Origin of the sequence: Prosthecobacter sp., assembly GCF_044226605.1 — a bacterium.
Classification (GTDB): Bacteria; Verrucomicrobiota; Verrucomicrobiia; order Verrucomicrobiales; family Verrucomicrobiaceae; genus Prosthecobacter.
In genome coordinates this window covers 301,183-324,753 of sequence record NZ_JBGAGS010000008.1, presented here as the reverse complement: position 1 = coordinate 324,753, position 23,571 = coordinate 301,183, and the positions used below count along the sequence as shown (strand labels likewise).

The 23,571-nt window shown below is 60.1% G+C and carries 16 protein-coding genes and 1 tRNA gene; 7 read left to right on the top strand and 10 right to left on the bottom strand.

The window, feature by feature from the left end:
- Positions 1 to 65 precede the first annotated feature (65 nt).
- Positions 66 to 2,012: an ATP-binding protein gene (locus tag ACILSO_RS13295; RefSeq protein WP_395737904.1), complete on the top strand. Its 1,947-nt coding sequence runs from the start codon at positions 66 to 68 to the stop codon at positions 2,010 to 2,012.
- Positions 2,013 to 2,101: 89 nt separating this feature from the next.
- Positions 2,102 to 3,460, top strand: coding sequence for a 30S ribosomal protein S12 methylthiotransferase RimO (rimO, locus tag ACILSO_RS13290; protein WP_395737903.1), 1,359 nt, complete (start codon positions 2,102 to 2,104; stop codon positions 3,458 to 3,460).
- Positions 3,461 to 3,548: 88 nt separating this feature from the next.
- Here rimO and ACILSO_RS13285 read toward each other — a convergent pair whose 3' ends face one another.
- The 3 genes from ACILSO_RS13285 to ACILSO_RS13275 form a co-directional block, all read right to left on the bottom strand.
- Positions 3,549 to 4,553, bottom strand: coding sequence for a hypothetical protein (locus ACILSO_RS13285; RefSeq protein WP_395737902.1), 1,005 nt, complete (start codon positions 4,551 to 4,553; stop codon positions 3,549 to 3,551).
- Positions 4,554 to 4,645: 92 nt separating this feature from the next.
- Positions 4,646 to 6,151 carry a tannase/feruloyl esterase family alpha/beta hydrolase gene (locus ACILSO_RS13280; RefSeq protein ID WP_395737901.1) on the bottom strand — a complete coding sequence of 502 codons (1,506 nt, stop codon included), beginning with the start codon at positions 6,149 to 6,151 and terminating at the stop codon, positions 4,646 to 4,648.
- A 68-nt stretch (positions 6,152 to 6,219) separates the two neighbouring features.
- Entirely contained in the window at positions 6,220 to 8,775 is a 2,556-nt protein-coding gene (locus ACILSO_RS13275; protein ID WP_395737900.1) for a hypothetical protein, read from the bottom strand.
- A gap of 627 nt (positions 8,776 to 9,402) precedes the next feature.
- Between ACILSO_RS13275 and ACILSO_RS13270 the strand changes: the two genes are divergently transcribed.
- Entirely contained in the window at positions 9,403 to 10,092 is a 690-nt protein-coding gene (locus tag ACILSO_RS13270; RefSeq protein ID WP_395737899.1) for a PIG-L deacetylase family protein, read from the top strand.
- 17 nt (positions 10,093 to 10,109) lie between these two features.
- On the opposite strand, the gene ACILSO_RS13265 is transcribed toward ACILSO_RS13270, so the two are convergent.
- Positions 10,110 to 10,185: transfer RNA gene (locus ACILSO_RS13265), tRNA-Lys, on the bottom strand.
- A 148-nt stretch (positions 10,186 to 10,333) separates the two neighbouring features.
- Between ACILSO_RS13265 and ACILSO_RS13260 the strand changes: the two genes are divergently transcribed.
- Both ACILSO_RS13260 and ACILSO_RS13255 read left to right on the top strand, forming a co-directional pair.
- Complete coding sequence (locus ACILSO_RS13260) at positions 10,334 to 11,107, top strand: polysaccharide lyase (RefSeq protein WP_395737898.1); 774 nt, start codon at positions 10,334 to 10,336, stop codon at positions 11,105 to 11,107.
- Between the two features lie 83 nt (positions 11,108 to 11,190).
- Positions 11,191 to 12,738 (top strand): hypothetical protein, encoded by a 1,548-nt coding sequence (locus ACILSO_RS13255; RefSeq protein WP_395737897.1) that lies wholly within the window; start codon positions 11,191 to 11,193, stop codon positions 12,736 to 12,738.
- A gap of 80 nt (positions 12,739 to 12,818) precedes the next feature.
- On the opposite strand, the gene ACILSO_RS13250 is transcribed toward ACILSO_RS13255, so the two are convergent.
- The 4 genes from ACILSO_RS13250 to ACILSO_RS13235 all read right to left on the bottom strand — a co-directional run bounded on the left by ACILSO_RS13250 (position 12,819) and on the right by ACILSO_RS13235 (position 17,186).
- Positions 12,819 to 13,139: a hypothetical protein gene (locus ACILSO_RS13250; protein WP_395737896.1), complete on the bottom strand. Its 321-nt coding sequence runs from the start codon at positions 13,137 to 13,139 to the stop codon at positions 12,819 to 12,821.
- A gap of 128 nt (positions 13,140 to 13,267) precedes the next feature.
- Positions 13,268 to 15,301, bottom strand: coding sequence for an FAD-dependent oxidoreductase (locus ACILSO_RS13245; RefSeq protein ID WP_395737895.1), 2,034 nt, complete (start codon positions 15,299 to 15,301; stop codon positions 13,268 to 13,270).
- A 74-nt stretch (positions 15,302 to 15,375) separates the two neighbouring features.
- Positions 15,376 to 16,347 (bottom strand): PmoA family protein, encoded by a 972-nt coding sequence (locus ACILSO_RS13240; RefSeq protein ID WP_395737894.1) that lies wholly within the window; start codon positions 16,345 to 16,347, stop codon positions 15,376 to 15,378.
- Between the two features lie 47 nt (positions 16,348 to 16,394).
- Entirely contained in the window at positions 16,395 to 17,186 is a 792-nt protein-coding gene (locus tag ACILSO_RS13235; protein ID WP_395737893.1) for a TatD family hydrolase, read from the bottom strand.
- Positions 17,187 to 17,274: 88 nt separating this feature from the next.
- On the opposite strand from ACILSO_RS13235, the gene ACILSO_RS13230 reads away from it, so the two are divergent.
- Together ACILSO_RS13230 and ACILSO_RS13225 are read left to right on the top strand one after the other, a co-directional pair.
- Positions 17,275 to 18,753, top strand: coding sequence for a hypothetical protein (locus ACILSO_RS13230; RefSeq protein ID WP_395737892.1), 1,479 nt, complete (start codon positions 17,275 to 17,277; stop codon positions 18,751 to 18,753).
- A 185-nt stretch (positions 18,754 to 18,938) separates the two neighbouring features.
- Positions 18,939 to 19,664, top strand: a complete 726-nt coding sequence (locus ACILSO_RS13225) for an MIP/aquaporin family protein (protein ID WP_395737891.1) — start codon at positions 18,939 to 18,941, stop codon at positions 19,662 to 19,664.
- Positions 19,665 to 19,846: 182 nt separating this feature from the next.
- On the opposite strand, the gene ppk1 is transcribed toward ACILSO_RS13225, so the two are convergent.
- Both ppk1 and ACILSO_RS13215 read right to left on the bottom strand, forming a co-directional pair.
- A complete protein-coding gene (gene ppk1 / locus ACILSO_RS13220) occupies positions 19,847 to 21,997 on the bottom strand; it encodes a polyphosphate kinase 1 (protein WP_395737890.1) in 2,151 nt (716 codons plus the stop codon).
- The gene (locus ACILSO_RS13215) at positions 21,972 to 23,555 is read right to left on the bottom strand and encodes a hypothetical protein (RefSeq protein ID WP_395737889.1); all 1,584 of its coding nucleotides are present in this window, start codon (positions 23,553 to 23,555) and stop codon (positions 21,972 to 21,974) included. Before ACILSO_RS13215 ends, ppk1 begins: the two co-directional genes overlap by 26 nt.
- Positions 23,556 to 23,571: the final 16 nt, after the last annotated feature.

Here is a 23,571-nt window from a genome sequence, read left to right as displayed (position 1 = left end):
CTCCCATGAACTCACTGAGACTCCGCATCTTGTTCCCGCTTTGGTTGTTTGGCTTTTTGCCAGCCATGGGAGCCACCCGAATGATGGGGCAGCCGTTGGAATGGTTTTTCGGCATTACAGGAGTGCTTCTCGGCGGCGGTGTTTTCCTGGCTGCTTATCTGATTTCCGGCTGGCTGCTCAAGCCCACGACGGCGGTCATGAAGGGCACCACGGCGGTGCTGCGCGGCGTGCCGCCTGATGCCCAGTCCGCCGAATGGCTGCCCGCTGACTTCTGGAAGCTGCGCTGCGACATCAACATGATCTTTGCCAAGCAGCGCCAGGCGCTCAATGCGGCCGAGCAGCATGCCTGCCAGACGGCCCAGCGCCTGCTGAATGCGGAGCGCCTGCTGCGCGAGGCCTTCACGGCTTTGCAGGGCCTCTTTGCCGCCAGTGATGAAGGCGTGCTGGTGGTGGACGCCCAGGGCTCCATCATTGCCTCAAACGTGAAGCTGGACGACTTCCTCGGGAAGCCCGTCGAAGAAATCGCCGGACGCGATGCCTCCCGCATTCTGAACGCACTCGTCGAACGCTTCCAGGAGAAGGCCGTGATTTCGGCGTGGATCGAGAAGAGCGCCTCCTCCCTTGAAGGTCAGAATGAGACGCCGCCGCTGGTCTCCAATGACAACCGCGTCTTCTCCCTGCGCTCAAGCCCCATGCGCACGGATGCCGGCGAGGTGATCGGCCGCATCTGGATCGTCAAAGACCGCTCCGAAATGCGGGTGCTGGAAAATCAGCTGCGCGAGTCGCAGAAAATGGGCACGATCGGCCAGCTGGCAGGGGGCATCGCCCACGACTTCAACAACCTCCTCACGGCCATCCGCGGCAACCTGACCCTCGCTGAACTGACTCCTGCGTCCAACCAGGCGGGCGTGCGCGACAAGCTGCAGAATGCGAACCACGCCACCACGCGTGCGGCGGAGCTGGTCAAGTCCCTCCTCGGCTACTCACGCCGCAGCGGCGGCATCACCGTGCGCAAGGCCACGAATCTCAAGCGCCTCCTCGCGGATGTACAGAACCTTCTGAAGCACAGCGTGGACCCGCGTGTGACCATTCAGATGCGCGGCGGCATGGATGCCTCCTACGCCACGGGAGACGCCACGCAGATCGAGCAGGTCATGCTGAATCTCTGCCTGAACGCCCGCGATGCGCTGCCTGCTGACAAAGGCGTGATCGAGATCGCCGTCGAAAACGTCACCCATCGCATGCCCGGGAAATCGGGCGATGCTGACGCGGGAGACTTCGTCATGCTGGTGGTGCGTGACAATGGTCACGGCATTTCCGAGGAGCATCGTCACCGCATCTTTGAACCCTTCTTCACCACCAAGGCGGGCAGCAAAGGCACGGGGCTTGGCCTTTCCACCGCGCAGGACATCGTGCGTGAGCACGGGGGCTGGATCGAGTTTGACAGCGAAGTCGGACGCGGAAGCGAGTTCCGTGTGTTCCTGCCGCGGCTGCACAACCCTGAGCAGATCGAAGAGGAGACTCCGATCGACAACGGCCCGGCCATCAATGCGCCTGTGGGAGCGCAGACCACCATCCTGGTGGTGGATGACGAAGCACCGGTGCGCTCCATCGCCACAAACATGCTCGGTTTCCTGGGCTATCGTGTGATTGAGGCCTGCGATGGTCAGCAGGCGCTCGACATCCTGCTCCGCACCAAGGAGAAGGTGGATGCCGTCCTGCTGGACATCTACATGCCCAAGCTTTCCGGTCGTGACACCTTCAAGGAACTGCGCGCCGTGGGCAATGACGTGCCCGTGGTGGTCTGCAGCGGCTTTGTGATCGATCCGGACGAATTTACCATCCTCAGCCAGGGCCGCACGCCGCCGGTGGACATCATGCTCAAGCCCTATTCCCTGGACGGATTGAGCAAGGCGCTGGCCAAGGCCGTGCAAAAGCCCAAGGGCGAAGAGCGCAGCTTTGACCTGACCTCCAGCCGCGCAACCCAGCAGGCGCCGATGCTCGTTTCTTGAGAGCAAGTGGAATCTGAGGCTCTTGCAGTCTTTCATCACCCATCTTTCTCCTTTCCGCAGGCCGTAAAGGCGTTAAACTGTGCGCCCCCATGATCAAAGTCGGCCTCGTCTCCCTCGGTTGCGCGAAGAATCTCATCGACTCGGAAATCATGATCGGCCACCTGCAGCAGGCTGGCATGGTCATGACGCCCGAGGCGGAGCTCGCGGATGTTCTCATCGTGAACACCTGCTCGTTCATCGACATGGCCAAAAAGGAGAGCGTCGGAGCGGTGCATGACGCCGTGGACGGCCGCGCCGGATCGAAGAAGCGCGCGAAGCAGAAGATCATCGTCGCGGGCTGCCTCTCTCAGCGCTTTTCCCAGGACCTGCCCGGCCTCATGCCCGAGGTGGACGCCTTCATCGGACTGGACCAGATCACGCAGGTGGCTCCCATCATTCAGAAGCTCGTCGGCACCAAGGAGCACGAGCAGGAAAATCTGGTGACGCGCCAGCCGCAGTACATTCCAGACTACGACACGCCGCGCTTCCGCCTCACGCCGCAGCACATGGCGTACATCAAGATCGCCGAAGGCTGCAATCATCCCTGCTCCTTCTGCATCATCCCGCGCATCCGTGGCCGCCACCGCAGCCGCACGCAGGAGAGCATCGTCAAAGAGGCGCGGGATCTCATCGCCAGCGGCGTGAAGGAGATCAATCTCATCTCCCAGGACACGACCTACTTCGGCATGGACAAGTGGACGGAAGAGCGTCCGAAGCCCCGCAGCGGCGTGGACTCCACCAAGGGCGAATCCCTTTCCTCCCTCATTCGTGAGCTGAACAAAATCGAGGGCGACTTCTGGATCCGCCTTCTCTACACGCATCCCGCGCATTGGAGCGACGACCTCATCCAGGCCATTGCCGAAAGCCCCAAGGTGGCCCGCTACATCGACATGCCGCTGCAGCACATCAGCGACCGCATGCTCGGCCTCATGAAGCGCGAGACGGACGGCGCCTACATTCGTGACCTGATCAAACGCATCCGCACCGGCATCCCTGGCATCGCCATCCGCACCACCTTCATCGTCGGCTTCCCTGGCGAAACGGAAGCGGACTTCAACGAGCTGCTGCAGTTCATCCAGGACACCAAGTTTGAGCGTGCCGGCGTCTTCAACTACTCCCGTGAGGAAGACACGCGTGCCGCGAAGATGGAAGACCAGATCCATCACATGACCCGCAAGGCCCGCTGGAACGAGGCCATGCGCGCCATCCAGCGCAGCATCGAAGGCTTCAACACCACGCAGGTCGGCCGCAAGATGCGCGTGCTCGTGGAAGAACCTGGCGTGGCCCGCAGTGAGATGGACGCGCCAGACATCGACACCACTGTCTTCGTGAACAAAAAGCTGCCCGTGGGCAGCTTTGCGGACGTGACGGTGAAGGAGTGGCGCGGGTATGACTTGGTGGCAGCGTGATAATCGGATGACGGTCAAGTGATCGTCAAGGAGGGGGCAAGAGGTCAAGGATCGAGTCCTGGCCATCTTGCCCAACTGCCGGTCATGCCTACTTCGAGTCGGACTTTCGCATCCTCTCAGAAACTTTCTCATTCTTACGGTCCGGCAGCTTGGCCCGCAGTGCGCGCATGCGATCCACCATGTGCTGAGTGATGACTCCCTCCCCACGTAATTTGCGGTCCAGCAAGAAGGCTTTCGATTCATCATCGTAGTTAAGCGCCTTCGCTCCCATATAGGAGCTCATAAATTTGGTGTCTTTGATGTCGCCTTGGGCATCAAGGCGCAGTTGTGCACGTCGTTTGCGCTCATCGTCCGTGGCTTCTCGTTCACGCAAACCCAGGTAGGTAAAGGCTCCGAGCAGGTCGCCGTTCTTTTTGTCGTCGTGGCAGCGGCGACAACTCTCCTGCATGCGGATGGCCCCCAAGGCGCGGAACACTTCGCCCTCTTGTTTCACCACCATGGCATGTCCCGCCTGCAGCAGGCGAAATGCCGCGGTTTCAAATTCATTGAGAGCTCGTGGGCCAATCACACCTCTGCCGTCTTTGAGTGCGGGCTCATACTCCTTGCGTTCAGATTCGCTAAGGCGGCTCACATACAACTTCCCGGCCTGAAGAAAGGATTCGTCACGTTGCTTGAAGGCCTCCAGTGCCTTCATCCGCTGGATTGCCGGCCAGTAGGAGACGTATCTTTCATCGTAACTTTCGAGGCTGCTCAGATGATGGACTTCAGGGGCATCTAGTGAGCCCACCAGATCAACCAAGGGAACTTCGTATTTGCCGTCGTCGTCTGTCCATGACATTCCAAAGCCCGCTGGGATCATCATTGCACCGTGAATATATCTCATCGCTCGAAAGCGACCAAAATCCTCTTCGCCCAGCATGCCATTCACCTGCCGCTCGTGGTGGAACAGCACGGGATTCATCGGATCATCGATGATGCGGATCGACGGGTCTTCCGCGGGCGGCACTTCCGGGACACCGGCGTGCATTGATAAAACAGATGCCCCTGACACTATGGCAAGCAGGGAAACGCGAAGGATGCCTGGTGCGATCATGCGCAAAGGCTATTCAATCGGGAGATTGAAGTCGAGCGTGAAATGGGATGATGGTCAAAGGAGCATCAAGGCTCGAAACTAGGACGTTGACCTCACTCCGCCGCCTTTGGTCTGAACTTCTCAGCCACACGGTCCACGCCACCGCGCGGGCCATTCACGGCCTTAAAGGCGCCGCCTTCCCAGACCGTTTTTTCTGGATAAGGATACAGCGGGAAGTCGAGTTCGGTTTTGCCATCCACCACGCGTTTGGCTTTGAGGGTGTGGGGAGCTTCGCCTTTTTCACGCCAGGTCATCACGAGGCCGAGCATGTCGGGCAGATTGTTGATGCCGGGGCCGGGGCCGTGGCTCAAGCCGGGGACGACGTAGAATTTGCAGAACGATGCGGCTTTCTCCAAGGAGCCGAAATGCTGGATGACGCGCTCGTAGTAGTCGAGCGTGGCGTGGTAAGGCACGCAGGAGTCGGCGGAGCCGGAGACCATGATCAGTCTGCCGCCGCGCTTTTCGAAAGCGCTGAGGTCCGCGTTTTCGGCGTTGAGATACGGGCCGAGCTTTTCGGTGTAGGTGTCGATGTCCTTGCCGAAGTCGAGGCTCATGAGGTCCTTGTCCTTGCCGAACACCCATTGGAAGAGATAGAGATGGCCGTGGGCGATTTTGAAGCTGCTGCCAAAGGGGATGCCATCAAAAATCCGCTCGCCAGTGATGGCGTGTTTCGGGCCTTCGAAGAGTTTTTGCAGAGCTGCGGCGTGTTTGTCCGTGAGCGTGGGATCTTTTTTGCGGGCCAGCGCGATCACGGCCGCGATGTCTTTTTCATTGCAGCGAGGATCCGAGACGAGCTTGCCGGCGGTCTGCGGCATTTCGCGTGAGGCCATGTATTCGTTGCCGGCGGCGATGATGTTTGCTTCCTGCTCGGGGGTGAACGGGCAGTGGTGAAAGATCTGCTCGTTCCAAAGAAAGTAAGCATGCAGCGGCGTGCGGCAGTGAGCGGGCACGTTGGCGATGATGCCGTCGTAATCTTCCGGATAGCGCTGCGCTTCCTGCAGCGCCTGCTGTCCTCCAGTTGATCCGCCGTTGAAATAGGAGTACTCGGGGGCCTGGCCGTAACAGGCCTGAATGACCTGCTTGGAAACAGTGGTCATGAGGTGGGTGGCGCGGTAGCCGAAGTCTTTCCAGACATCCGGTTTGCCGATGCCTGAATCCGAGTTTGGCGCCGTGCCCATGTCTGTGGTGGCCACAGCATAGCCACGAGCCGTGTAGCCGACCAGGCTGCCCGAACTGATGCGACCTGCGGAGCCTCCATTGCCGAGACCGATGAAACGTTTGTTCCATTTTTCCGGCTCAGGCAGAGAGATTTCGACGTTGATGTTGGAATCCTTGCCGGGATTGAGAACGATCTTCACGACCGTTCGCGGCACTTCATTCCTGCCTGCGGCATCCTTGGCGGATGCAGAAAAGGAATTCACCTCCAGGACTTTCCCTGCTTCGATGGGCAGTTGCTTGAGAGCCTCAGGCGTGGCGGCCTGTGCTGTGACCGATGCGACTGCTGCGAGTAAAAAATGCCTGCCAAGCTGCCAGGAAATTCCTGTGAGGTGATGTTTCATAAAGCACTCACTAAACGGACTGCGCACACACGAATTGCAGCGTGTGTGGATGCGACTTTATTCTCCGATCACCGGCGGGTGGTCTTTTTGGTCCGGGATTTGCCCTGCGGCCGTATGGCCTGCTTGATCTCTTCAGCGGAGGGAACGAGCGCATGGCGGATCGTGACGGAATCCGCGGCTTTCGCATCCGCTGGTGGCGAGCTTTGCAAGGTGGGGGCTGCTGTGGAAACCGGGACGGGTGGTTTTTGATGCAGTTCTTCCACTGTCAATGGGATGGGCGCATTGGCAGGATGCAGACGTGAGGACGTCTTGGGCATGGGCAGCCGTTTTGACAATGTTTTTTGCGGCGTCGGAGCGGCAGGACTCGTGGTGGCGATAGCCCGACGGATGACCACGGGCTCGGTGTCTTGCTGGCCACCGTTGCTGGACGGGCTCGCAGATGCAACAAGCCGCGGTTTCGGTGCTTCGACGGGTGGTGCTGTGTCCAGAGGCCGTTTTTCTTTTGAGACCGCGTTTTCAATACCTGCCGAAGCCGGAGCGGCAGGCGGTGGCGCAGCCTGGACAATCACAGGTGCCGGAAGTGGTGCCGTGGCATCAAGGACTGGCGCTGCAGGAGCGGGGGCGGGGGGCGGGACAGGAGTATCTTCCGCCAACACGGTGGGAAGTTGGTGGATGATGGGCTGGGGCGGAGTGGCAGGCAGGGCTTCGGGCTTTGAAGCAGATTCCGCAATTTTTGGCTCGCTGGTGGAATCCCGAGTCCTCGGAGACGGAACCGCAGTGAGTTTCTCGGAATGGGATGCTGGCAGGTCCCCCAGAACCATCCATGCGGTCAAACCCAGGATGGCAAACGTGGCGGCGAGTGCCAGCCACGAAGTGCGGGGCTTGGGTGGCAGCGGCTGATTGAAATCCAGTGTTCTGATGTCGTCGCTGACGGGAGTAAGAAGCTCATCCTTGGAGCGCTCCGCGGAGGCGTCCAAGGTTGCCCAGTCTTCTTCAAAATCAGAGACAAACCCGGCGCTCTCCATCTGGCTCCGGTCGATGGGGGCTGCTTCACCCTCTTCGCTGTCGGCGCTTACGGGAGTCACCAGCAGACTGAGTTTTTCGGTGAAGTCCGCAGGCGAAGGGACTGGGCTGCCGCTCAGCGCCGCGTGCATGCATTCACGCAGGTAGCCTGCCGCAGCTTCGGGCACACAGGCGGGGAATTCTTCGATTCTCTGGATTTGTCCCTCTCCCGTCAGCAGATAGGCCGCCAGTCCGATGAAGGTGCGGTGGCGTTCATCCCGCACGGTGAAACCATCGCTTGCTTCCGGCGGCTGGCATTGCCAGGGGCTGAGATCGATCAGCCGGGCTTTGCACAGGCTGCGCATCGTCTTGTGCAGGCGGAGCTTCACCACAAACTTGGGCCAGGCATCCAGCCGCTTTTGGTGCAGGCGTTCCAGATCTCGCGGCAAAACGGGGCCGTCATAGCCCACGCACAGGTGAATGCTGGCAGGGTCCAGATCCGCCCGCTGCACGCCGGTTTCCAACGCCTGTTCCACTCCAGCCTGGATCTGCCGCAGCAGTGTGATGACTTCTCCTGGATTGAGCGTGCCGCGTCTCGCCATCAGGCCGCTGAGCGTCATGCCCGGTTCCCGCACTTCGGAGACGAACGACCAGTCTGGCCCGTTCCACAGGCTGAGCATGTTCAGAATGTTGGTTTGTCTGGTGGGATCATAGCGCCAGGCCTGGGGCGGGAGGGCCATGAAATCGGGCTGATTGACGATGCGCTCCGGCGGCAAAAGATGCAGGGTCACCGGCTGGTCCGTGGACACAATGACGGCAGGAATGGCAAAGGGGCGGCAGCCTGCTGTCCCCGGATTTTCGATCCGGAAACTTGCTCCAAACAGCGTCTTCAGCGGAATGTCTCCCAGCAGCAGCTTTTGCAGGTGGGAGATGGGCAGCGTGGTGCTGTCCGCTCCCAGGAGCATCTTGGGATTGCGTGCCTGCACCAGATTGACGTTCAGGCAGAGGGCCTCACGCACTTCATCCCGCAGAGTCTTGAGGGAGATGGAGTGAGCTTTCGGGCCGGCAAGGACCGTTTTGATGACGAAACGGAGGTTGGCCGGGAGCTCTGCAATGACGCCGAAGGTGTCAGGATTCCCGCCTGCATAGACCTGGCCGGTCAGCAAAAGGAACAGCAGACGACAGGCTTCCGCCACGAGCCGGCCGCCGTTCTGCCCGGCGGCTGCAGCCCGCCTCTGAGAGAGTCCGTAGTCAAACACACGAAGCTGCAAATGTTCTTCTTCCGGGGAGGCTACCAGCACGCGGTCGAGCCGCATGTGGTGAACCAGAAGCGCCTGTTCCGAGGCCTTCTCCAAGTCTTGGAGCAGCTGCTTGACCAACGCGAGGGCTGTCACCGTGGGCATGGCCCCACGACGGCTCACGTAATCTTGAACGAACTCTCCATCATTGAGGCTCGTGACGTAGTAAGCCATGCCATCATCAATGCCGGTCTCATGGATGGTCATGAGGGACGGGCCCTGCAGGCCTGCGGCTTCTCGCAGGAGTTCACAATTCGCATCCCGCACTGCGTCCTGATCCTCCTCGGTCATCACTTCCGGCTGCACCGGGGGACTCTTCTCCACATAAAACCTCTGAAGGTTGTTTCTCCTTTTCGCTGCGTTTCGGTGGGGCCGGAGACGGTGCGGACTTGGTTTCAGCCGGGAGTTGGTTCTTGAGGAGCCCGATTGGCGACGAGGAAGCAAGCTCGCAGGCTTGACCTTGAAAATGCGCGAGGCCGGTGCGGCAGCCTCCTCAGGCTCGGTCTCTCCGGTGAGAATGTGAAGCTCCACCAGGCGGCTTTCCCGCCGGTCAAAGGCAAGCATCACCACTTCACCCTTGGAGCGGGGCAATTTGATGGGGGAGCCATTGCGATGGCTCGCAAAGGCCAATGCTTCGAAAGGCTGTGAACTCTCTGTCATGACTCAATGGTTCTATATGGAAAATGCAGTGGCCATGTGAATCTAGGCGCGTTTATCGAATATGATCATTGCGACTCACTCATGCAATGGAAATTATGTATGATTCAGGTAAATTTTACTAATTGACTCGATATGGTTAAAGTTGGATTCGAATTAACCTGTGGCTTTTTCTAGGCGCAGCGTTCGGGCCAAGAGGCTCTTGCTGTTCGCCCGCTGCCTCTAAAAACGAGCGTGCGACCGGGTAGGGGATTGCCGCTTGCTCTCTCCAAGGCCCTTTGGCATGCTAAGCCTATGACCCGCACCATTCTGGCCATCGGCGCGCACTATGACGACTGTCCCTTTGGCATCCCTGGGACCCTGTTACGCGCGGTTCAGAAACATCAGCGGGTGGTGATCCTCAGCCTGATCGGTGACTACACGAACTGGCCGCCGGTCAAAGGCCGGGAGCAGGGGTTGCTGGATCTTTCAAAGCAACTTGCCGCCGAGCGGGGCATCGAGATGCGCTTTCTCCCTTACAAAAGCCTGGGATTTGAGCCCACCCTGGAAACCAAACGTGCCGTGGCGGAAGTCGTGGCCGACGTAAAGCCGGACACCGCCTTCATGCTCTGGCCGCGGGACCGCCATCCGGACCACGAGGCCGCCAGCGCCATCTGTCATGCGGCGTTGTATCAGCCCGCACGCCTGCTGGGCCGGGATGAGGTGAAGTCTCCCTCGCGGGTGTATTGGTATGATAATGGCCCGGGCCACACCATCGGCTACGAGCCGGACACTTACGTCGATGTTTCAGCCGAGTGGCCCGCTGCGAGCGAGTGGCTGGGCCGTCTGATGGCCTACGTACGCAAGGAGGACTACGATCCCACCAAGGCAGATGCCGCCATGGAGACAAAAAGCGTGCTCTCGCGCTATCGTGGCCTGGCTTGTGGTGCCAGATATGCGGAAGCTCTCAAAAGCGTGCGCCCGGTGGTCAATGCCGAGTTGTGAAAAACCACTCTTGAGAGTGGTACCCCCGGTAGGATTCGAACCTACGACAAATTGATTAAGAGTCAACTGCTCTACCAACTGAGCTACGGAGGCATGTTTGAAACCAAACAGCGTTGGAGGGAGGGGAGTCTTAATCGGGTCCGGGAACTGTGCAAGTGAGTTTTGGTTTCGATGAGAAACTTTTGGAAATGCCCGCGGTTTTGTGGGTGCCATTTCCCGGGTCTGGTGGTAACACGGCCCCATGCGCCTTCTAGCTTTTACCGTGCTTTTGTCGATGCAGGCTGTTTTGGCGGCAGAGCTGCCTTTGAAAGTGGTTCTGGCTGGCCACGCAGGACCTTACACGGTTAGGCAGTGGAAAACGGACTGGCCAGGCTGTGAATTTGAAGGTGGCATCGCCCAGGGCCGTGTCGCTTTGGTGGAGGACGCCGGGTCGAAATGGCTGCGGGTAAATTTTGCCGTGGGGCAGATTGGTCCGGAGAAGGGCGGAGCCGGGTGGCGCATGCCTTTCGGCAGGCATGAGGCGGCGGAACTGACCTACACCCTGCGCTTCAGCAAAGATTTCGACTTTGTCAAAGGTGGCAAGCTGCCCGGGCTCTGCGGCGGACCGGAGAATGTCAGTGGGGGACGCCGCGCCAATGGCACGAATGGGTTCTCAGCTCGTCTGATGTGGCGGAAAGATGGGCGTGGTGAGGCCTACGTGTACCACAAGAACCAAAAGGGGGACTATGGCGACAGCCTTGCCTTTCCTGCTGACTTCCGCTTTCCCACAGACACGCCGGTCAAAGTCCGCATCGCCGTCACGATGAATACGCTGGGCAAACGCGATGGCACGCTGCGCGTGTGGATCGATCAAAAGGCCGTGGTGGAACGCATGGACATGGAGTGGCGCAGCGTGGACAGCTTCGGCGTGGACGGCCTGTACTTTGAGACTTTCCATGGCGGCGGAGATGCCTCATGGGCGCCCACGCGCGTCTGCTGGGCGGAGTTCGCGGAGATGAAGGTCACGAGTAACTGATCTTTCAAAAGCGGCCAAATTGGGGATTGACCCCATTCCCGGCATTCAGGACACTCTTGGCCAATCCCAACCCGGAGGTCATCATGAATGAACCGCAATCCCGCCGTGCTTTCCTTGCCGATGTGAGCAAGGGAACGCTTCTCGCCACCATCGGTCCCGCGCTCGCAGCTGAGTTCGGCATCTCTTCCGCCTCCGCCGCGGAAACACCCGCCGTCCTGAACTTTGGAGACATGGAGTCTCTCGTCTGCTTCATGCAGGAGACGCCCGTGTCAAAGCTGCAGCCTGCGCTGGCAGCGAAGCTCAAGGAAGGAGTGCCCCTGAAAAAACTCGTGGCCGCAGGCGTGCTGGCAAACGCGCGCACCTTTGGCGGAGAGGATTACATCGGCTTTCACACGTTGATGGCGCTGGGGCCTTCGCTGAAGATGTCTGGCTCCATGCCGGAGAAGCAGCAGGCGCTGCCGGTTTTCAAAGTGCTCTATCGCAACACCAACCGCATGCAGCAAAATGGCGGGCGCAAGGATGAGGTGCTGCATCCCGTGGCTGTGGGCACGGAGCATCCGAACTCACAGCAGCTGCACGAGGCCGTGAAGCGCAAGGACACCGCAGGCGCGGAAGGCATCTTCGCCACGATGATGCAAAACAGCGCGGACGACGGCTTCAATGCGCTGCTCGAATGCGTGCAGGACAATCCAGAAGTGCACCGCACTGTGCTGCCGTATCGCGCCTGGGATCTGCGCGATATCGTGGGGCATGAGCATGCGACGACGCTGCTGCGCATGTCTTTGCGCTACTGCCTGAACTCAGAAAAATATCGCCGCCCTGAGTGGGACGAGAACAGCAAGGCGCTGACAAAGCTGATGGATGAGCACAAGCTCATGGGGCGCGATCCCGGCACACGTTCGATGGAGGATGGTTCGGTCGAAAAGCTCAGCATAACCATCTTCAGCGGCACTCCGGAAGACGCCGCAGGAGCGGTGGCTGCGGCACTGGCGGAGGGATTTGATCCGCATGAAATCGGCGAGGCGATCTCGCTGGCGGCCAATCAGATCGTGCTGAGGGATCATGGTCGTCCGCCAGACTGGGAGTCTCCCGGCAAGCCACCCGGCAGCGTGCATGGAGACTCCGTGGGCGTGCATGCGAGTGACTCCGTGCATGCCTGGCGCAATCTCTCCCAAGTCAGCCGGGGAAGAAATGTTTTCGCCTGCCTCATTCTGGGAGCATGGCAGGTGGCGCACGATCGGGGCACGGCCACGGGTCAGCATTTTCTGGAGTGGGAGCCGATGCCGCTGAATCGGCACATCAGCCAGAGCACCGATCAGACAAAGCTGCTTGCCGAACTGGATGACAACATCCGGCAAAACCTCCAAGGCCATGCCGCAGGTGTGGTGCATCGCTGCGGCATGCAGGGCATCGATCCTGAGGTCGTGTTTAAAACCTTGCTGCGCTATGCGGTCAGCGAGGACGGTGCGCTGCATGCGGAGAAATATTTCCAGACCACCTGGGACGAGTTTCATCGCACCCGTGCTGCATTCCGCTGGCGCCAGCTCACGTCCCTTGCGCGAGTGACCGCAAGTGAGTTTGGACGGCCTGCCCCAGGTCAGGCGGAAGCGCGTGAACTGCTGGGCGTTTGAAAAAAAGACGCCCGTATAAAAAAAGTACGTGGCGGATGATTTCTCATCCGCCACGGCTCCAAGGGGAGCGCTGGAGATTTTTAGAACAGGCCGAGACGTGTGTTGCTATTCACATTCAGCGGCAGCACGCGGGCGTTCACGTTGGCATTGACGCCAGCGGGACGGTAGCCGGGCCTGGAGTAGTAGGACGGACGGTTGTAGTAAGACGGGTGGTTGTGCCCGTAGTAGCCGTTGTGATATCCGTTGTTATAACCTGGGTGATAGTAGGGACGTGGGGCGGGTGCCGGACGGTAATAGCCAGGGCGTGTTCCGGCGTAACCGCCAGCGCCGACGTAGGTGTCGCAGCTGGACAGGGTCATCATGAACAAACCAAGGCCGAGAAGTTGAAGTGTTGTTTTCATAGGATCAGTTAGTTTCACCTAACACTTCGTTTTGATTTTGTTTTGCGGTTGTGCGGTGCGCAAAAAATTCTGCCGGAAAAGGAGCGGCGGCTTGGTCGGACTTCTGCTCTCCGAGACGTCGTGGAAGATCACTTCACTTCGAGCAACTGCACCGCATCGGCGCCCACGATGCCATCCGTGTCCTTGTTGCTGATGACGATCACCGCCGGCTTCTCTGGCGTGAATCTGTAAGTGCCAAGGCTGATGAAGAGCTTGTCAATGGGTGGCGTTTTGCGCTGATCCACGATCACGGTTTGCGTTCCATCGGCATGCTCGATGCTCACTGGCAAAGAGCGCACGCGGTTTGGAGCGGAGGCATACGACATGCGTACTTCGTACCTGCCGGCTGCCGGAATTTTCAGGCGATAGGTGACGCTTTTGGAGCCCTTCTCCGAGTTCGCATCGTGGATGCTCGTGCCATCCACCGGGTTGCCGTAGGAACTGCCGGTCCAGTGCCCCGTCTGTTCGGCTTCCTGCTCGCCCATGACGATGCCCGGCAGCTTTGCGGAGCGGACCATGTTTGCTAGCGAGGGGAGTTCGAGCACCGCCTTTTGTTCGAGCAGTTTTTTGCGCAGCGCCGCTACATCGATGGATTGCACCGGCGTGCCGTCCTTCATGGACATGACAGCGGCGAGGCCTGAAGCCTGGCCCAGTGCCATATACACGGGCTCCATGCGCAGAGAGCAGTAGGCGATGTGGCTGGCGGAGAGGCAGACAGGAACGAGCAGGTTTTCGCATTCCGCACGTTTGGGGATCAGGCTGCGGTATGGGATCTGATAGGGCAGCGCCGGCGTGTCCTGAAAGCTTCCTTCATCCCGCACGGTGCCGTCATCCGCGAGGATGCGCTGCACGATGTGGCAGTCGATGAGGAAGCTGCCCATGCCGACGGAGTCGTCCTTGAAAATGTCTGTCTGCAGATCCTTCTGCACCATGACATACTCGCCGATCATGCGGCGGCCTTCGCGCACATACAGCGCGTAGGGCCAGTGGTTGTTGTCGGCAAACTCGTCTTTGCACAGGCCCCATGAGTTGGTCTGCTCGCGCAGGCTCTGCGGCACGCGCTCGTCGTGACCTAGAAACCACAGCATGCCCTGGATGAAGTCCGTGTGGTCCTGCCAGATGCGTGCGCGCGTGGCGGCATCGCCATCGGGATAGTCGAAGTTGGCACCAGGATAGTCGGTGGAGAAAAGCCCCTGCGCATTGAGGTCGTATTTGTTATGGGCCACATTGCCAAGGTGAAACAAACGGCCAAAGCGGAGGCCGGGGAAAGCTTGGATCAGACGCAGCAGCAGTTCGTATTTGGTGGGGTCGTAGTTCGCGGGCTTGGGGAAGGGGACCTGGTTTTCTTTGCGCTGCGTGACGCAGATGCGGAAGTTGTAGCTCTGAGTACGTTTGTCCGCGCTGCCAGGGGCGAGCTTGGGATCTGGAAAGACGCCGTAGATCGGGCTGCCCCGGGCATCGAGTCCGGAAATGCTGCTTGGCGTGCCGTGGATGTACGCGGGGCCTTTGCCACCGAGGCTGGGGCAGTCGCTCTCCATCACCTCTACCGTGCGCGGCCGGATCGGCATCGGATGGTAGCCCGCCAATGGCTCGCCATACTGCGCGGTGCTCTCCCGGCCGACGATGTAGCTCACCTTGGCTGCGGCCATGAGATCTCCTTCATAAGAGGCGTCGATGAATTGCTTGCCGGCGTAGGTTGTGCCGTCGTCCGTGGTCAGGCTGGTGATGCGCACGCCTTCTTTGGCGACAGATTTAAGCGCCTGCGCCGTCACTACTTTGACGCCTGCTCTCGCGAGCATGTCATTGAAGACGGCCATGTTTGTTTTAGGCGCCTCGTACCACAGGCTGGGTGTCATTGTCTTGCGGGCGGCAGCGAAGAAAAAGTCCCGCGGAAACCCGCCAATGGTCTCCTGCTTTCCCACATCCGTGTGGCAGAGGCCACCGGTGACCATGCCGCCGATCCACTTCGTGGGCTCGATGATCACCACGGATGCACCTTCCCGCGCGGCCACGACGCCGGCGCTCAGTCCGGCCGGAGTGCCGCCATAGACGACCAGATCAAAATCAGCCGCAGCAAGGGAGGAGGAGAGGCCGAAAAGAAGTAAGAAGCGCTGAAAAAACATGGGGCGAAAAAAGAGCAGGCAGTGCCGCCTTGCATCCTTTTTCGCCCCGACGGGTGAACCTTTGACGATGTGTTTTATTCTTTGGCGAAGGCCTCGTAGGCTTCGGCGACCTTGCCTTCCTTCTCATCGCCCTTGTGGAAGTAGAAGAGGTGGCGCAGCAGGGTGTGCTCGCCTTTCTTCAGATCGTAGGTGCCGTCAGGGGCGTTTTTGTCGAGCGCCTTGGTGCCGAAGGGGTTGGCGGTGAAAAGGCCGTAGGTGCGCACGTGCCAGGGAGTTGGGTAGCGGAAGCTGGAGGGGTGGTTCAGCATGGCCACACCGAGCTTCTCACCGCCCACGGTGCCGTAGTAGTCGCACCACTTGGCGCGTTTGCCCCAGGCCTCGGCATCGGTGAGACCTTCGCTGTTGATGATGTGGCCGCTGCCCTTTTTGTTCTTTTCAATTTCCACCGCCATCTCGGTGGGTACGCGGATGCTGAGTCCGGCGTCCTTTTTGTCTTCAAAGGTGGCGGTCCCATCGGTGGCTGTCAGGATCTGCTTCAGCTCGATGCTGCGGGTGCCATCGCCAGCACGGAAGATCATGGTGCGCTCTTCTTCGAGGTATTTTTTGCCGTCGTGGTCGAGGTAGTCGATGATGGAGACGAGAGTGGCGGAGTCTGCTTTGGCTTCCAAAGTTTTGAACTCACGGTGTTTCTCGCTGCCCAGGCTGGCGAGGCGGGCCGCGGATTTGACCGGGTCACCAAAGGTGCTCGCCTCAGCCCATGACTGCACGCCGTTGATGCCTTCAAGGCCGAAGCAGATGCCGCGGTGGTGCGGGTGGTCATGCTGTTCGCCTTCGACGGTTTTCATCGGGTAGTTGCGTGTCATCTGCTTGCCCGTGGGGCCGAAGACGGGAGCAAGGTAGGGCTTGTTCGCCTGATCGACGACGTATTCAGCAAAGACCTGGCCGTCCACCTTCACGATGGCGCCGCCCGTGGCGGTTTTTTCAACAGTGAACTGAGCGGCGCTGGCAAGCGATGCAAGGAGGAGGGAGGCGAGGAAGAGTTTCATGGTGGTGGCAGTGAACGTGGGTGAGATTGGAATGCTTTCGGCGGAGATCAATCCCAGCCGCGGAAGAATTCGAGAGCGGCGCGCGTGGTGTCCGCCGCCACTTTTTCCACCGTCTCCCCGCGCAGGGCGGCGATGGCACGGGCGGTGTCCGCCACGTAGGCGGGTTCGCAGCGCTTGCCACGATTTGGCACCGGGGCGAGGTAAGGGGCGTCTGTTTCGATCATGTAGCTGCCCGCAGGTACAGTGCGTGCGGTTTCAGCGATGAGGCCGGCGTTTTTAAAGCTGACGATGCCGGTGAAGGAAATGAGGTGTCCGCGCTCCAGCAGCGGCTGTGCCTGCTCGAGCGTTCCGGTAAAACAGTGAAACACTCCGCGCAGGCGGTCGCTGTAAGGCAGGACCTGGGCGGTGAGGTCTTCCCAGCTCTCGCGATTGTGCAGGATCACATTCAACTTCAGCTCCACTGCGAGGTCGAGCTGTGCGGCGAGCACCCGGGCCTGGTGGGAGCGCCATTCGGCAGGGGTGAAGCCTTCCGCAGGTGCATGGAAGTAATCGAGCCCGATCTCGCCGATGGCGCACACCTTGGGGTGCAGCGCCAGTTCCCGCAGTTCTTGGATCCAGGCGTCTCCTCTCACTGAGTCGACATCGGTGGGGTGAATGCCCACCGCCACACGCACATCCGGCTCGTGCTCCGCCATGGCCAGAAGCTTGCGGGCGTTTTCAAGATCGGTGGCCGGTGCCACCATGCGCGTGACGCCTGCAGCGCGCGCGCGCGCCAGCACTGCGGGCAGGTCGCCGTCGAACTGCTTGCTGCCGAGATGGGTGTGGGTGTCGAAAAACATTTCCTGCGCCTTCGCATCTGGATTCCGGGTGTCAAGAGCGGTGAATTAGTCGTTTTCTCCTGCGGCGAAGTCATGCTAAAACATCGCCATGCTTTTCTCCCGATTGCTTCTGGCGTTGCTCTGCCTGCCACCGCTTTTGACCGCTGCGCCGGAGGATTATTTTGGCATTCATGTGATCGATGAAAACACGGGCCGCGGAGTGCCTTTGATCACGCTGAAAACCACGAATCACATCGCGCTGACGTCAGACAGCGCGGGCTGGATCGCTTTTAACGAGCCAGGTCTCATGAACCGGCCGGTGTATTTCAACATCGAAGGCCCCGGGTATGCGCTGCCGAAGGATGGCTTCGGCTTTGTGGGCGTGCGCCTGACGCCTGTGGCGGGAAAATCGGTGGAGGTGAAGGTGCTGCGCACCAATGTGGCCGAGCGCATGTGCCGGCTCACGGGGCAGGGGATTTACCGGGACAGCACCCTGCTGGGCCATGAGCCGCCTTTGCCCAGCCCCAATTTGTTTGCGGATGTGATGGGCCAGGACTCGGTGCAGGTGGTGTCGTGGAAAGGACGCTACTTCTGGATCTTTGGCGACACCAATCGCCCGAATTATCCGCTGGGAAATTACCACTCCACAGCCGCCTGGAGCGACGCGCCGGACAAAGGCGGCCTCGATCCCGAGCACGGCATTCACTTTGAATACATCACGGATGAAAACAATGCTGTGGCCAAAATGCTGCCGGTCGAGGAATCCGGCGCGGTCTGGATCTTCGGCATGCACACCGTTATGGATTCGCAAAGCAAGGATCATCTCATGGCGCACTACTCACGCTGGAAAGATGTGGGCACACGCCTGGAGCACGGTCTGGCGGAGCTGGATGAATCGACCGGGCGTTTCCGTCGCATCGCGGTGCTCGGAGATGAATTCACCTGGCAGCATCCGCAGGGCAACGCCGTGCGCACCAAAGGTGAAGGTGGCGACTGGATCTACTTTTCCACCCCCTTCTGCCGCACACGGGTGAAAGCAGATTATGATTCCGTGCAGAACACCTCCTCCTACGAGGCCCTGGCCTGGTCCACGGAGCATGGCGACTACGTCTGGCAGAATGCCACGGGGCCCACGACGCAGAAGGACGAGGAAAAACTCATCGCGGAAAAGAAGATGCCGAAGGAGAAGGCGCGCATGCAGGTGGTGGACGCTCAGACGGGCAAGCCAGTGCATCTGCATGCCGGCAGCGTGCATTGGAACAAACATCGCGAGCGCTGGGTCATGATCGCGGTTCAGGAAAGCGGCGGTGTTTCCTATCTTGGAGAGGTGTGGTATGCCGAGGCAAAGCAGATCGAAGGCCCGTGGCGAAAGGCGGTGAAGATAGCCACTCATCCAAAGTACAGTTTCTACAATCCCAGCCATCACGCCTTTTTTGATCAGCAGGACGGGCGCTTGATTTATTTCCAAGGCACCTACACCGAAACCTTTTCCGGCAATCCCATCGCCACGCCACGTTACGATTACAACCAGCTCATGTACCGCCTCGATCTGGATGACGAGCGGCTCAAGGCAGCGCGTGTGGACTGATCGAACGCGCTCCATCAGGACTGCTCGCTGAGTCTGATCACATTGTGTTCGCTGACGAAGTTGCTCTCCTATTTCTTTCTGACCTTTGCTGTTATTTTGTGTCACCGGTGGCTGATCTACATGCTTGCTCTTTTTCGCGCAGCCCGATAGCCTGCGCTGAAATTCAACCAAAATTCAGCACCGCCATGTCCGCAACTCTCGCAGAACTCTTCGGCACCATGATCCTGGTTCTCCTCGGCGACGGGGTCGTCGCCAATGTGCTTCTCAAGCAAACCAAGGGCAACAATGCCGGCTGGATTGTGATCACTGCGGGCTGGGGGCTTGCCGTGGCCATCGCGGTCTATTGCACCAATGCCATCAGCGGCGCGCATCTGAATCCCGCCGTGACCCTGGGCCTGGCGGCCATCGGTAAATTCGACTGGGCGCTCGTTCCCGGCTACATTGGCGCACAGGTGGCGGGTGGATTTCTCGGCGGCATTCTGGTCTGGCTGGCCTATCTCCCTCATTGGTCGGTGACCACGGACGCAGGTGCCAAACTCGGCGTATTCAGCACCGGCCCCGCGATCCGCCACACCGTGGGAAACCTGATTTGCGAAATCATCGGCACCGCCATGCTGATGTTTGGCCTTCTGGCGATTCTGTCTCCCGCCAACTTGGTGCCCAACTCCGGTTGGGACAAAGGCTTTGCCCCCGCCATCGTCGGCATGCTCGTGGGTTCCATCGGCCTCTCCCTCGGCGGTCCCACCGGCTACTCGCTCAATCCAGCCCGCGACCTTGGCCCGCGCCTCGCCCATTTCGTCCTGCCCATTCCCGGCAAAGGTGGCTCCGACTGGGGCTACTCCTGGATCCCCGTCGTCGGCCCGATCATCGGAGCTGTCGTCGGCGCTATGATTTACAAGGCGGTGTGGTAAGCCCGTGTTAGGGGGCCTCGTCGGCCTGGCTCAATGCAGTCGCAATCACTTTCTCATCCAGCCATATCCCGCGTTGTTGGAGCGCCCGTATGGCGTTGCCGACTGGGAGAACGGCATTCAGATGAATGGCCGGGCTAGTGTTGATGACTGTCATGGAGGCGGCGTGCGCACTGGCGCTGGCCTCACTTCGGCGTATGCGGCACCAGCACGTCTGGTGACTCATTGGCCTGACGCGCGCGCTTGGCCATTTCTCGGGCGAACTGCTCCTGCGAGCGGACCTTTTTCGCTGCGGTCACCTGGGGCAGATGCCAGGTGCCGTCGGATTTCAGGACGCGGCCGCGGGCGGTGTCGGCAAAGTGAATTTCCAAGATGCGCAGCAGGCGTTTGCGCGCCTCCTTGTCTTCCACCGGCGTGAGGAGTTCCACGCGCTTCGAGAGATTACGGTTCATGAAGTCCGCACTGGCGATGAAGACGGCGGGCTTGCCTCCCTGGCGGAACCAGAAGATGCGGGCGTGCTCCAGATAGCGGTCGATGATGCTGACGACGCTGATGTTTTCACTGATGCCCTTGATGCCGGGGCGCAGGCAGCAGATGCCGCGCACGTTGAGGCGGATCTTCACGCCAGCCTGGGAGGCTTCATACAGCGCCTCGATCATCTGGCGGTCTTCGAGGGCGTTCATCTTCAGCATGATTTCCGCGGCTTCGCCCTGGCGCGCACGCGCCGTTTCACTGTGGATCAGGGACACCAGGCGCTCGCGCAGCCCGTAGGGCGCCATGCTGAGCTTGGTGAAATGAACAAAGCGCGAACGTCCCGTGACCGTGTTGAAGAACGCCGATGCATCCGCCCCGAAATCAGCGCGGCATGTCAGGACGCTGATGTCAGTGTAGAGCTTGGAAGTGGCCTCGTTGTAGTTCCCCGTGCCAAAGTGCATGTAGCGCGTCATGTGCCCGGATTCGCGGCGCATCACCAGACAGACTTTGGCATGAGTCTTCAAACCGGCCACGCCGTAAATGATCTGCGCACCTGCATTGATGAGGTCGTTGGCTCGTTCGAGGTTGCGCGCTTCATCGAAGCGGGCCTTCAGCTCGACCAGCACCGTCACGTGCTTGCCGGCCTGCGCGGCGCGGATCAGCGCGGAGATGATGCGGCTGTTCTTTGCCGTGCGGTAGAGGATCTGCTTGATCGCGATGACATTCGGGTCCGCGGCAGCTTCTTCCACCAGCGCGAGAACGGGATCGAAGCTCTCATACGGGTGATGCAAAAGAATGTCGCCGCGTTTGATCGCATCAAAGATGCTTTCACCGGGTGTGATCGCGGTGCTGGCATGGCTGTCCCAGGGGTCAACCTTGAGTTCGTCAAATCCGGAGATGCCGGCGATCTGGAAGAAGGCGCGCAGATCGAGCTCCCCGGGGATGTCGTAGATCTGAGCCGTGCGGGCGCCGCAGACCTCACGGATGATGCGGGTGTGCTCGCGGGAGGCACCTGCCTCGATCTCGATGCGGATGGCCTGGCTCTGCAGGCGCTTTTCCAGCACTTCCTCCATCTCGCTGGCCAGGTCAAAGGCGCTCTCATCATCCACGGTGATGTCCGTGTTGCGGCTGACGCGGAAGCGCGCAGGGGCGGAGACTTTCTCCGCAGGAAAAAATTCGCCGATGAACAGCGCCACCACGTCCTCAAGGTTCACATAGAGATACTGGCCTCCGTCAGGATCAGGCACCAGCACATGCCGCGGCAGATTGGCGGGCAGAGGCAGCAGCACGTGCCGTTTCTCCGTCTGTTCGTCGTCGTTGCTCACAGTGCAGAGCAGCACGATGTTCAGCGCCGGTATGGCGGCGCGTGCTCCTGTGTCATCCACGACCACTGGTGAAAGCACCGGAAAGATGTGCTCGTCAAAATATTCGCGCAGCAGTGTTCGCTGCGCCGGCGTGAGTTCAGAGTTCAGCAGGCGGCGGATGCCCTTTTCATTCATCAGCGGCACAAGCTGCTGCTGCAGAATGTCATACTGCCGTGCCACAAAGACGGCGGCCTGCTGGTGCACCTGCTCCCACTGCTGCGTGGGGGTGAGACCCGCATTGTCGCGCACACGCCGCCCTTGCTCCCGCAGCAGCTGCAGTCCGCCGATGCGCACCATGAAGAACTCGTCCAGATTGGATGCGGTGATGGCGAGAAACTTCACGCGTTCGAGCACCGGCAGGTCCGGGCGGGCTGCTTCATCCAGCACACGCGAGTTGAAGGCCAGCCAGCTCAGCTCACGGTTGATGAAATGCTCCTCCGTCAGGCGCAGCTTTGGCGGTGCGGTTTGTGCTTCAGGATTTGGCGAGGAGGATGTCATAACCGTAAATTTCGCGGAAAAGTCCGCACTTCAGATCAATGGCTATCTGTTCAATCGTGGTGTCGTCCGCGCCCTGCGTCAGAACATTGAGGCGCGAGCCTTCGGGGCGGAGTTGAATGGATTTGATGCGCTGCGCATGGCTGCGGTCCAGCGAATCAGCCAGCCGGAGCAGGGCGGCGAGCTTGAGCACGATCATGCGCTCCTCCCGCGAGAGATCGGAAAAGTAAGGATGATTTGGCTCCGGATCGTAACGGCGGTGGTACCGCGCCAGCAGCGCCACCATCACCCGGTCGTTCGTGCTCAGTCCGAAGATCTCCGTGTGCATCAGGATGTACAGGCTGTGCTTGTGGTGCTCACGCGGACTGATGAACATGCCCACCTCGTGCAGGGTGGCGGCCACGCGCAGGACGAGCTCGTATTTCGCATCCAGCCCGTGCAGATGCTGCAGCTCCCGGAAAAGCTGGCGGGAAAAATTGGCCACGTGCTCCGCGTGCTTGCGGTCCGTCTTGTAGCGCAGGCCGATCTCGCCCGCGGTCTGCATGATCTCCTCCTGAAAGATCGCGGTGCGCGATCCCGAGGTCATCAAATCCAGCATCAGCTCCAGCTGGAAGTCGCCTTCAGGCACCCAGAGTGAATCATCGCCAAACCGGCGCGCGAGAGCGAGATTCGTCTGCAGAGCAGGCACAATGCCCTCGCCGCCGGTGTAGTGCACGTGCAGCTCGCGCACGAGATCGTCCGGGCTCAGTCGCGCCAGCTTGTCGGTCAGCCGTGCGAGATCCTTCTCCAGCACGCGGTGGGCGCCCAGGCGTGCCTTGCCCAGCAGCGGCGCGACGCTTTGAATCTCTGTGCCGATGGCCACATGGTGGTCGATCTTCACATCCGAGTAATCTTGCGCGAGGTGGTCCACCACACCGCGGATGTGCTCCTCCAGGTGCGCCATCTGCTGGTGGGCCTCATCGTCCTGGGTGGCCACGGCTTCACGTGCGCGGAAGATGCCCAGACGGTAGTTGGTATACGCGGCCAGCCGGCCCTCCTTGAAGTAGATCGCACGCGTGTTCCCCGGACCGATGTGGGAGACAATGGTGTTCCCCTTGGCCAGCAGCGGATTCTTCAGAAGCATGCGCTGCGCGATCTGGTAGACGAGGCGTGTCATGTTGCCGTCATCGATCAGGCTTGGCACCACGCCGCTGTGCACCTGAAGGCGGTTCAGGAAGATTTCGTGGTTGACCGCCTCCGCCAGAATGTTGGAGGTGAAGAGGCGCAGCTGCGAAGAAGGAATGCCGTATTCCCGCATGGTCTGCAGGAAATTGCGCAGGATGGCAGCGGCCTGGTCCACGGTGTTGCGTGAGATGCTGCGGGCCCGGAAAATGTCGCGCGCCACGGGCAGGGGCCGGTCCAGGCTTTCAATGCGGCTGAACTGCCCCTTGTCGTCCTTGCGTCCAATCACAAGGCAAAGGGAGGCGGCACCGACATAGATGACCGCATGCTCCGGCGGCGCCTTCATGGCGGCAAGTTCCGCGGAAGGCTTGAACGAGACGGGTGGGGTCACGTCACTCATGAGTTGGATTCGCGCT

Bases quoted from the DNA above. Each gene is read 5' to 3' on its own strand.
- ACILSO_RS13245 (WP_395737895.1), bottom strand. From the start codon at position 15,301: ATGTTTTTTCAGCGCTTCTTACTTCTTTTCGGCCTCTCCTCCTCCCTT.
- ACILSO_RS13295 (WP_395737904.1), top strand. From the start codon at position 66: ATGGGAGCCACCCGAATGATGGGGCAGCCGTTGGAATGGTTTTTCGGC.
- ACILSO_RS13260 (WP_395737898.1), top strand. From the start codon at position 10,334: ATGCGCCTTCTAGCTTTTACCGTGCTTTTGTCGATGCAGGCTGTTTTG.
- ACILSO_RS13285 (WP_395737902.1), bottom strand. From the start codon at position 4,553: ATGATCGCACCAGGCATCCTTCGCGTTTCCCTGCTTGCCATAGTGTCA.
- ACILSO_RS13230 (WP_395737892.1), top strand. From the start codon at position 17,275: ATGCTTTTCTCCCGATTGCTTCTGGCGTTGCTCTGCCTGCCACCGCTT.
- ACILSO_RS13255 (WP_395737897.1), top strand. From the start codon at position 11,191: ATGAATGAACCGCAATCCCGCCGTGCTTTCCTTGCCGATGTGAGCAAG.
- ACILSO_RS13270 (WP_395737899.1), top strand. From the start codon at position 9,403: ATGACCCGCACCATTCTGGCCATCGGCGCGCACTATGACGACTGTCCC.
- ACILSO_RS13225 (WP_395737891.1), top strand. From the start codon at position 18,939: ATGTCCGCAACTCTCGCAGAACTCTTCGGCACCATGATCCTGGTTCTC.
- ACILSO_RS13250 (WP_395737896.1), bottom strand. From the start codon at position 13,139: ATGAAAACAACACTTCAACTTCTCGGCCTTGGTTTGTTCATGATGACC.
- ACILSO_RS13235 (WP_395737893.1), bottom strand. From the start codon at position 17,186: ATGTTTTTCGACACCCACACCCATCTCGGCAGCAAGCAGTTCGACGGC.
- rimO (WP_395737903.1), top strand. From the start codon at position 2,102: ATGATCAAAGTCGGCCTCGTCTCCCTCGGTTGCGCGAAGAATCTCATC.
- ppk1 (WP_395737890.1), bottom strand. From the start codon at position 21,997: ATGACATCCTCCTCGCCAAATCCTGAAGCACAAACCGCACCGCCAAAG.
- ACILSO_RS13215 (WP_395737889.1), bottom strand. From the start codon at position 23,555: ATGAGTGACGTGACCCCACCCGTCTCGTTCAAGCCTTCCGCGGAACTT.
- ACILSO_RS13280 (WP_395737901.1), bottom strand. From the start codon at position 6,151: ATGAAACATCACCTCACAGGAATTTCCTGGCAGCTTGGCAGGCATTTT.
- ACILSO_RS13240 (WP_395737894.1), bottom strand. From the start codon at position 16,347: ATGAAACTCTTCCTCGCCTCCCTCCTCCTTGCATCGCTTGCCAGCGCC.